Source organism: Sheuella amnicola (assembly GCF_010499255.1).
Classification (GTDB): domain Bacteria; phylum Pseudomonadota; class Gammaproteobacteria; order Burkholderiales; family Burkholderiaceae_B; genus Zwartia; species Zwartia amnicola.
In genome coordinates, this window is record NZ_JAAGRN010000003.1 from 355,348 (window position 1) to 365,188 (window position 9,841).

Annotated in this window: 10 protein-coding genes and 1 tRNA gene; 5 read left to right on the forward strand and 6 right to left on the reverse strand. The window is 53.1% G+C overall.

Annotated elements, in window-relative coordinates; genetic code table 11:
• Positions 1-89: 89 nt before the first annotated feature.
• The 3 genes from grpE to hrcA form a co-directional block, all read right to left on the reverse strand.
• Positions 90-638, reverse strand: a complete 549-nt coding sequence (grpE, locus tag G3I67_RS06490) for a nucleotide exchange factor GrpE (RefSeq protein ID WP_163652795.1) — start codon at positions 636-638, stop codon at positions 90-92.
• 104 nt (positions 639-742) lie between these two features.
• Positions 743-1,801 carry a ferrochelatase gene (gene hemH / locus G3I67_RS06495; RefSeq protein WP_163652798.1) on the reverse strand — a complete coding sequence of 353 codons (1,059 nt, stop codon included), beginning with the start codon at positions 1,799-1,801 and terminating at the stop codon, positions 743-745.
• A gap of 1 nt (position 1,802) precedes the next feature.
• Positions 1,803-2,822 (reverse strand): heat-inducible transcriptional repressor HrcA, encoded by a 1,020-nt coding sequence (hrcA, locus tag G3I67_RS06500; RefSeq protein ID WP_163652801.1) that lies wholly within the window; start codon positions 2,820-2,822, stop codon positions 1,803-1,805.
• Between the two features lie 63 nt (positions 2,823-2,885).
• Between hrcA and G3I67_RS06505 the strand changes: the two genes are divergently transcribed.
• Together G3I67_RS06505 and recN are read left to right on the forward strand one after the other, a co-directional pair.
• Positions 2,886-3,785 carry an NAD kinase gene (locus tag G3I67_RS06505; RefSeq protein WP_163652804.1) on the forward strand — a complete coding sequence of 300 codons (900 nt, stop codon included), beginning with the start codon at positions 2,886-2,888 and terminating at the stop codon, positions 3,783-3,785.
• A gap of 4 nt (positions 3,786-3,789) precedes the next feature.
• Entirely contained in the window at positions 3,790-5,433 is a 1,644-nt protein-coding gene (gene recN, locus G3I67_RS06510) for a DNA repair protein RecN (protein WP_163652807.1), read from the forward strand.
• 18 nt (positions 5,434-5,451) lie between these two features.
• Here recN and fur read toward each other — a convergent pair whose 3' ends face one another.
• Entirely contained in the window at positions 5,452-5,883 is a 432-nt protein-coding gene (fur, locus tag G3I67_RS06515; protein WP_163652810.1) for a ferric iron uptake transcriptional regulator, read from the reverse strand.
• 99 nt (positions 5,884-5,982) lie between these two features.
• Here fur and G3I67_RS06520 point away from each other — a divergent pair, with 99 nt between their 5' ends.
• On the forward strand, positions 5,983-6,552 hold the full coding sequence (locus G3I67_RS06520) for an outer membrane protein assembly factor BamE (protein ID WP_163652813.1): 570 nt from the start codon (positions 5,983-5,985) through the stop codon (positions 6,550-6,552).
• 71 nt (positions 6,553-6,623) lie between these two features.
• Positions 6,624-7,418 carry a 4-hydroxy-tetrahydrodipicolinate reductase gene (dapB, locus tag G3I67_RS06525; protein ID WP_163652990.1) on the forward strand — a complete coding sequence of 265 codons (795 nt, stop codon included), beginning with the start codon at positions 6,624-6,626 and terminating at the stop codon, positions 7,416-7,418.
• 11 nt (positions 7,419-7,429) lie between these two features.
• Here the strand turns inward: dapB and murB are convergent, their stop codons facing one another.
• Positions 7,430-8,473: a UDP-N-acetylmuramate dehydrogenase gene (gene murB / locus G3I67_RS06530; RefSeq protein ID WP_163652816.1), complete on the reverse strand. Its 1,044-nt coding sequence runs from the start codon at positions 8,471-8,473 to the stop codon at positions 7,430-7,432.
• 116 nt (positions 8,474-8,589) lie between these two features.
• Between murB and G3I67_RS06535 the strand changes: the two genes are divergently transcribed.
• Positions 8,590-8,665, forward strand: a tRNA-Gly gene (locus G3I67_RS06535).
• 126 nt (positions 8,666-8,791) lie between these two features.
• Here the strand turns inward: G3I67_RS06535 and G3I67_RS06540 are convergent.
• On the reverse strand, positions 8,792-9,604 hold the full coding sequence (locus G3I67_RS06540) for a hypothetical protein (protein ID WP_163652818.1): 813 nt from the start codon (positions 9,602-9,604) through the stop codon (positions 8,792-8,794).
• Between the last annotated feature and the right edge of the window lie 237 nt (positions 9,605-9,841).

The window sequence follows — 9,841 nt, forward strand, 5'->3', positions numbered from 1 at the left end:
CCTATTTGGGGGGTACGAATCCGATTTCAAGACCAAAATCAGGGTTTTTTATCAATTTTTGAGTAAAAAAACCCTGTTTTTGATAAAAATCAGGCTGCAACCGTCACCAAAGCGGGTCTCAAAACGCGATCAGCTATCAAATATCCCTTTTGCAACGTCTGAACGACCGTGCCCGAAGCTTGTTCGGCAGGGATGTTGGCAATTGCCTGATGGTGATGTGGATCAAACTTGTCGCCCACAGCCGGAGCGATTTCCTTGAGATGATTACGCTCGAAACCACTAATCAACTGTTTAAGCGTGGCTTCGATGCCGGCACGCATGTCTTCTGCGGACTGTTCAGTCTGGGCCAAGGCGGCCTCTAAGCTGTCCTTAACCGGAACCAAGCTCTCGGCAAACGATTCAATACCAAATTTACGAGCCTTGGAAACTTCCTCCTGGGCGCGGCGACGCACGTTTTCCATTTCAGCGGCGGCTCGCAGGGCCTGATCCTTTGCTTCGGCCAACTGGGCCTGAACGGCGGCTAATTCGTTTTGCAGAAGAACCAGTGGATCCTGCTCTACCGCATCAGCTGTATCTTGTTGATTTTGAATGGATTCATCCTGAGCAGACTGGTCAGCTGGATCGTGAGGGGCCGTCATTGAACTTCTCCAAAAAAATGCATGAATGCCATGACAATTGGGGATCAACCCTAAAGTTTCAAGGGGCAAACAGCAAGAAAATCGAATTGTCCGGCGTTTTTTAGTTAGGCCGTGGTCGGCCATCCCTGCAATTGGGACTGGACCAAATCGGCCAAGGAATGAATCCAGGCCGGATCGTCATTCAGAGCGGAAATATATCTGAACTGCCTGCCTCCAGCGGCTAAAAATGCATCGCGCACTTCGATGCGGATTTCTTCCAGAGTTTCGAGACAATCGGCCAGAAACCCGGGACACACCACATCCACATCGGTCACGCCCTCACCCGCCAGCCTCTGCAAAGTGGGTTCGGTATAAGGCTCAAGCCATTTGGCCGGACCAAACCGGCTCTGAAACGTCACAATATAGTCATCGTCCTTCAGCTGAAGAAACCTTGCCAATGCCGCGGCGGTGCCATAACAATCCTTGCAATACGGATCACCCTGATCGACGACCATCTTGGGTAAACCATGAAAGCTCATCACAAGCTTTTGCGGGCGTCCATTTTGTAGCCAGAAGGCGGCTATTTTTTCGCCAAGCGGTCGAATAAAAGAAGGATCCGTATTAAAGCGCTTGATAAACCGCAGCGCAGGCTGATTGCGCATATGGCTTGCAACGCGCATCACTTCATCGACCACGGTGGCTGTCGTGCTCGCGGCATATTGCGGATAAAGAGGCACAATCAAAATCTGCTCGCAACCTTTGCCGCGCAACTTCAGCATCGCACTTTTGATCGAAGGATTGCCATAGCGCATACCGGTTTCGACCTCGACATCCATGCCCCGGCTTGCGAACACCTCGCGCAGCCCTTCCGTCTGGCGCTGGGTATAGACCATCAGTGGCGAGCCGCCTTCCATCCAGATACTTTGATAACGATGGGCAAGCTTGCGAGGACGAAATGTCAGAATCGGGCCATTCAGGATGGGCCACCAAAGCAGCCTGGGGATTTCGATCACGCGGGGATCGGACAGGAACTCGCGCAAATAGCGTCGAATAGCCCCGGCTGTCGGGGCATCAGGCGTACCCAGATTGACCAACACCACCCCGACTCGACCGACCTGCTTAATCTCGGGCCACGCAACAAAAGAAGCCGTGCGCAAATGAGTAGGTTCAGGCCAGAATTTCATATTAATTTCGGTCAGTGTGATTATGGCTAAGTGCGTTCGAAAGCAGGCGTGAAGTAATGTCCACGATGGGAATCACTCTCTCGTAGGCCATCCGGGTTGGGCCGATGACGCCAAGCGTGCCTACAATACGACCATCGACACCGTAAGGCGCAGTAATGATCGATAAATCTTCGGTTGGGACCAGTTCGGAATCCCCACCGATATAAATCTGTACCCCTTGCGCACTGCTAGACACATCAAGCAGTTGCAATAAGTCGGTCTTTTTTTCGAACATCGAAAATGTTTTGCGCAAGCGGTCCATGTCGGACGCCAATTCATTGACATCGAGTAGCTTGCGCTCGCCCGAGATGACGACGTTTTCAACCTCGTCGGCAGCCTGCGCACCGGCCTCGACCGCAGCCTGCATAAGTTTCGACATATCTTCCTGCAGCCTGGCCAAGTCTCGTGCCAGATTTTGACGCACATCGGCAAACGATTTGCCGGCAAAATTCTGGTTAAAGAAATTAGCCGCCTCGATCAGCGCCGTGCTGGTGTAGTCGCGAGGCGTCAGCAAAATACGGTTCTGAACATCGCCTTCCGGCGTCACAATGATCAGCAATATCCTTTTTTCGGACAGCCTGATGAATTCAATCTGCCTAAACACTTGAGCGCGGCGCGGAGACAGTACGACGCCGGCGAACTGCGTCAAATTCGACAAAAGCGATGCCGCCGCATTAATCGCCCGGGACGGCTCCGAGGCGGACTGCAAGTCGCGCATATCCGCCGATGGCGTGAACTCGAAAGGCTGGGCCGAAAGCATCGTGTCGACAAACAGCCTGTAGCCTTTAGGGGTGGGAATGCGGCCTGCCGAAGTATGGGGGCTGTGAATCAAGCCAAGCTCTTCAAGATCGGACATGACATTGCGGATCGTGGCGGGCGACAGGTCAAACTGCTTTGAAAGCGTGCGTGAACCGACGGGTTGGCCATCGTCGATATACCGTTCGATCAGTGCTTTTAAAAGTGAGCGTGCGCGTTCATCCATGATGTCCCCATTTTACAGCCCCCGCCCCTATAATCGGTTAGTTTTTCTCTGATTGGGCGACTAATGCATTTTCCTATTATTGCTCTGGTTGGCAGATATCAAGATTCAGGGCTGCACGCTCCCCTGCGAGCGCTTGCCGCCCAGTTGGTCAAAGAAGGCCGGCAAGTTCTGATCGAGGCCAACACCGCCAGCAATACAGGCGTAACCGAATACACCACGGCATCGTTTGCCGAAATCGGCGAACGCGCCAGCCTGGCGATCGTGATGGGTGGAGACGGAACCATGCTTGGCGCAGCCAGGGATTTGGCCCCCTACGACATCCCGGTTGTCGGCATCAACCACGGACGCCTGGGTTTCATCACGGACATCCCGGTCGAGGACGCATCCCAGGCCATCGCAGCGCTGCTTCAAGGGCGCTATGAAACCGACACACGCATGCTGCTGACCGGCAGTGTCTGGCGCGGCAATGCCGAAATGTTCTCGGCCACGGCATTAAATGACGTTGTGCTGAGCAGATCGGGGCGCGGCGGCATGATCGAGGTGCGAGTCGAAATCGGCAACTCCTACATGTACACCCAGCGGGCGGATGGCCTGATCGTAGCCACGCCAACCGGATCCACCGCCTACTCCCTATCTGCGGCCGGTCCGATACTGCACCCTGGGGTGGATGCCATTCTGCTTGTTCCGGTTGCGCCACAGACCCTCTCGAATCGTCCTGTCGTGATCCCTGCCGACGCAGTCCTGAATCTGACGCTTGCCGCCATGGGTCGGGTCGACACAGGCGCCAGCGTCCACTTCGACATGCAAACCTGGTCCGACCTCCAACCCGGCGACCGTATTGTGGTCAAGAGGGCTCCGCACACGACCCGATTCCTCCATCCTGCCGGCTATAGTTTTTTTACGACATTGCGCCGAAAACTCGACTGGAACCGCATGCCGCGTTCGGGTAGCGACGGAGAGTAACTGCATGCTACGGGCTTTGCATATCCGCGACTTCGTTATCGTGACCGAGGCGGAAATAAACTTTAATTCCGGCTTTACGGTGTTTTCGGGTGAAACCGGCGCGGGCAAATCGATATTGATCGACGCCCTGGCCCTGGCGATGGGTGCACGCTCGGACTCGAGCGTGTTGCGACAGGGATCCGCGAGAGCTGAAATCAGCGCGGTGTTCGACACACCCGAAACGCTAATCAAATGGCTAACCGAGCACGATCTGCACGCCGAAGACGAATTGATTCTCAGACGCATCATTGATGCGCAAGGCCGCAGTCGCGCCTACATCAACGGCTCGGCAGTCACCATCACTCAACTGCGCGAGGTAGGCGAATACCTGGTCGACATACATGGCCAGCATGCCCACCAAAGCCTGCTGCGCCCGGAAAGCCAACGCGACCTGCTCGATGCTCACGGCGGCCTTCAGCCCTTGCGCCAATCCGTCGGCCAAGCCTGGAAAGCCTGGAGAAGCGTCCAGCGCAAGCTTGCCCTCACCGAACAAGATGCCAGTACCTTGGCTGCCGCCCGGGAAAAACTCGAATGGCAACTGGATCAGCTAGACCGTCTGGCTCTTTCCCCCGGCGAATGGGAAACTCTATCGAACGAACACACGCGGTTGGCCAACGCACAATCACTTCTGGATGGCGCCGCCCAAATCCTGAACTGGCTCGACGAAGGTGACGATTCAGTGCATCAACGCCTCTCGTCAAGCGTGCACCGGGCCAATCAGCTTCTCAAGCACGATCCCCATTTGCAGACTGTTCATGATGCGCTGGAATCCTCCAGCATCGCAGTCAGTGAAGCAGTATCGGACCTCAATGCGTATTTATCCAGCGTCGAACTCGATCCAGAAAGACTGGCGCAAGCGGAAGAACGCATGCGTCAAATCTTCGATTGCGCGCGTCAATTCAAAACCGAACCCGAACAGTTGACCGCACTACACGAAACATTGCGCCAGGAACAGGCCAATCTGCAAGCCAGCACCGATGTCGAAGCGCTCAGAAAAGAATCCGCCAGACTCGAGAAAGACTACCTTCAACACGCATCGACTCTTACGCAAGCCCGCAAAAAATCGGCGAAAGATCTGGCCAAGCTTGTCACGGGTGCCATGCAAACGCTCGCCATGCAAGGCGGACAATTCGACATTTCGATTGACGCCGGCAACCCGTCCGGCCAAGGCGTGGATGCCATTGAATTCCTCGTTGCAGGTCATGCTGGGACAACGCCCAAACCTCTTGCCAAAGTTGCCTCCGGGGGCGAGCTGGCGCGCATTTCACTCGCACTGTCCGTCATCGCCAGTCGCGCCGCCCGTGTGCCAACCCTGATTTTCGACGAGGTGGATAGCGGAATCGGTGGCGCGGTTGCCGAAGTCGTAGGCAATTTGCTGCGCGAGCTTGGCAGCCGGCACCAAGTGCTGTGCGTCACGCACTTACCGCAAGTCGCCTCCAGGGGAATGCATCACTTCAGGGTCAGCAAGACGCAGGATCAGCAAACCACCGAATCCAGAATTGCTGCGCTTAACGAACAGGATAGGATCGAAGAGATAGCCAGAATGCTGGGGGGACTCAAAATTACGGACACTACCCGCCAGCACGCGCAAGAAATGCTGCGCCCCTGAACGAAATCTTGTTGCGCCTTATTTCGTTCGGGTCTGGCAGGCTTTGCAGATACCGTACAACATCATGGAATGGCTTTCGAGCTTGAACCCCTTGGCCGAAGCAATTTCGTGCTGACGCTTTTCGATCTCGGCATCCGTGAACTCGGCAACACTGCCGCAGTGGGTACAAATAAGATGGTCGTGATGATCGCCATCGTTTAGCTCGAAAATCGCTTTACCGCCATCAAACTGGCTACGCACCAGAATGCCGGCTTGCTCGAACTGGGTTAACACGCGATAAACCGTCGCAAGGCCAATATCGACGCTTTCGCCAATCAAAGTCCGATAGACATCTTCAGCACTCAGGTGTCTTTGGCCTGATTTACGGAAAATATCCAGAATCTTCAGACGAGGAAATGTCGCCTTCAGGCCGACATTTTTCAAATCACTCTGATCGTTCTCGGTTTGCAAGGAAAAACCTCTACGGCTAGTCGTTAAGGCTCACGCGTGAGCAATTAGCCTTTATGATAACGTTTTTGCCAGATTATCCAATAGAGGCCCTCATTGGTCATGTTTCGTCCATCCGCCCAAAAACTTTACGCAACCCTGGCTTTGGTTGCAGGCGTCACACTGTTGTCCGGTTGCGAATCCTCACGATGGGGTTTCCCATATCGCTCAGGCGTGCAGCAAGGCAACTGGATCACTAAAGATCAAGTTGCGCTACTGCGCCCCGGCATGACCCGCGAACAAGTCAAGTTCGCCTTGGGCACCCCCATGCTCACCAGCGCACTGCACAGCAATCGGTGGGACTACCCCTACTACTTCCGCCAAGGCAACGGCAAAGTCGAAGAGCGCTTGCTCACCGTCATTTTCGACAAAAACCAGCTTGCCAGCTGGAAAGGCGATGAGCAACCCGAGTTGCAACCATTCCAGTATGCAAAACAGGAAGTCGGTCGGTCAAAACGTGAAGAAAAGCAACTCCAACTTGACGAGACGCGCGATCGCAATGACTCGGGAATGCCCGGCCCAATCCAGATGCTACCCGGCGTGACGCTTGATCAAACCTTGGGCGATACGTCCGTTCAGGATCCGACAGCGATACCAGGCGCCCCACTGGATGCGCCAAAACAGCTGTACTAATACGAATAGTTATACCGACAGCTAAACCGACAACCCTTTCACCCACTTTCAGTACAAGAGCTCGTCAAATGATGCGAATCGCGATTACCGGTGCCAGTGGCCGCATGGGCCGTATGCTGATCGAGGCAGTTACCCAGTCGACCGACCTCCAATTGACGGTCGCATTGGATCAGCCTGGCAGCCCCATGCTCGGACAAGACGCTTGCTCCTTTCTCGGTAAAACAAGTGGCGTATTGATTACAGACCAACTCTCTCAACTCGCCCAGGCGGATTGCTTGATCGACTTTACCCGCCCGGAGGGAACGCTTGCGCATTTGCAAGCCTGCGTGCAGCATTCGGTCAACATCGTCATCGGCACAACGGGCTTTGATGACGCAGGCAAAAAAAGCATCGCCGATGCCTCTCAAAAAATCGGTATCGTGTTCGCACCAAACATGAGCGTTGGAGTGAATGCAACGCTCAAGCTGCTAGATATGGCAGCCCGTATTCTGAACTCGGGTTATGACGTCGAAGTCTTCGAAGCCCACCACAAACATAAAGTGGATGCTCCGTCCGGCACAGCGCTCAAAATGGGCGAAGTCGTTGCCAACGCCTGGGGCAAGCCGCTTGACGAAATCGCGACCTGGTCGCGCGAGGGCCATACCGGACCGCGCGAAACCGGCACCATCGGATTTTCGGTTGTGCGAGGCGGTGACATTGTCGGCGATCACACGGTTTTTTTCTGCGGCACCGGCGAGCGCATCGAAATCACGCACAAGTCGACCAGCCGCGCGGGTTACGCCGAAGGCAGCCTGCGCGCCGCACGCTATCTCATAGACAAGAAATCAGGTCTGTTCGACATGCAGACGGTTTTAGGCCTGTCTTAAATCCGGCGTAGTTATTCCGGCACCACGACCGGCTCGATTTCCAAACTGACACCGAAGCGTTGCTCGACGCTTCGGTGAATTTTTTTGGCCAACGCCAAGATGTCTTCGGCACGCGCCTTGCCATAATTGACAAGAACCAGCGCTTGTCTGTCATGCACGCCGACAGCCCCATCTCGATACCCTTTCCAGCCACATTGATCAATCAGCCAACCCGCCGCCAACTTGAAGTTGCCTTGTGGCTGCGGATAAGAAACCAGACCGGGAAACGCTAATTTAAGCTGTCGATACTGACTATCCGACACGACGGGATTTTTAAAAAAGCTTCCGGCATTACCCAATACGTTCGGATCCGGCAATTTATTGCGTCTGATATCGCAAACCGCATCGAAGATGTGCCGGGCAGTCAGTTCTTCTCTTTTGACCAGACTCAGTACGGGATGATGAGCCAGATCGGGATAAGACATTACAGGCGACCAAGGCCTAGGCAAGCTAAAGCGCACAGAAACAATCAACCAGGCACCCAACCCATCGCGCTTGAAGCGACTATCGCGATAACTGAACCCGCACTCATCCCGACTGAACGTATGCATTTGCGCAGTCGGAATATGCCAGGCGGTGACGGATCGGATACGACTATCGAGCTCAACTCCATACGCCCCAATATTTTGCACAGGCGATGCGCCTACCGTTCCCGGGATCAAGGCCAAATTCTCAAGCCCTGCCCACCCCTGATCCACGGCATAAGACACAAAGCGATGCCAGTTTTCACCACCTGCGACATCGATCACCCACGCATCGGAAGCTTTCTCGACCAATTCAATGCCCGACAACATCACACGGACAACCGGACGCGTCAACTCTGCAGGCAGAATCAGATTGCTGCCCGAACCCAGCACCAGCGGCGCACCTTTCAAGTGTGCGATATCGGATACCAACTGCAGTTGAGACACTTGATTAAGATCGAACACCTGCGCGGCCTGGCAAGCCAAGCCTAGAGTATTCGCCGATGATAAATCTGCAGGATGGAGAACTGTTGAATCGAGTTGAATTGACATGCAGTAAAAGTCTTTGCTATAGTCATGGACTTCGCTAATAGTACTTGAACTTAGTAGCGCGATTAATGAGCAAGAAATCAAGCTACCAAATTTAATGTATAATTACGGACTTCCAAGCGGGAGTAGCTCAGTTGGTAGAGCGCAACCTTGCCAAGGTTGAGGTCGCGAGTTCGAGACTCGTCTCCCGCTCCAGATTGCAAAAAGCCACGGTTTCAACACCGTGGCTTTTTTATTTCCTTCAGGCCAAACATTTTCGTAACTCGAAATTTCTGGGAAACACTTCTTTTGGTGACATGGTGGATCATTTCATTCCATCACCTACCCAATGTAATGGGTAGTTTTGATCGAATCGTGATGAATAATCACCTTTCGGTCTTTTACATACCCAATTATGTTCATAGCGCGCTGCGTATCGCCTTGATTCCAAGTGCTTCCCAGCATATCTTCGATAGGATCCTCAATCAGAACCTTGCTACCATCTTGCAAATCAGGTGGGATTAAATACGCTGCTATAGGCCTTGACTGGTAATAAGGATAATAAAAGGTAAACGGAATAACTTCCTTGACCTCTGAAAAGTCTTGACGATAATCGCTCCGATAATCACCAAAGACAGAGATAACACCGGTTACTGGATTCTGCATCACTCGAAACTTGATTTCCAAAGCGACCTTTTTGTTGCTGCGGCCTTTCGCTCCACTCGGTATCCGAGGCGTTGAACTTTTATCCATGTACTCAATCCTGCGCACATCAGGCCAATACCCCATGGCGGCCGCACGATTTATATCTTTAGTGTTTCTGACTGTTCTGATGATAGGCAATCCCTCATCATTGCGCCCCACCTGATTCGGTTTCGGAACTTCTTTTTCTTTATTAATGAATATCACCCTTTGTGAATTAACAGGTATATACACGCAGTCACGATAGGTTAGTTTGGATGTACGGCTATCGAATGACTCCAAGTTATGCACGCGATCCCCACAATCCTCGCATCCTCTTGAACGCTCTTGCGGATCATCCACAATCAACTGATTCCAATGCTTGGCTTTGGGACAGTACACTTTTTTTAAGAAGGCGCCATCGGGTGAATACAACTTGCTACTTTCAACGTCATAGATGAATTTCTCGTTCATTTTTTTACGCCCAAGTGAAATTGATACTTTTCATTTGATATTCAAATCAGTATGCACAGTCGTGTGACTCACCTGATGAGGCAGTAGTTGATTTATCTTCTAATTTATTGGTATGCGTCCGGTGAAGTCATCTTGAGCCGGGTTTAGCAAACCGCGATAGTGTCCGCGATAGGAGATTGTGGACACGATGACTAGTAAACCGCCCATTAGCACCAAGACCCGGCGAGAGCGTCGGGC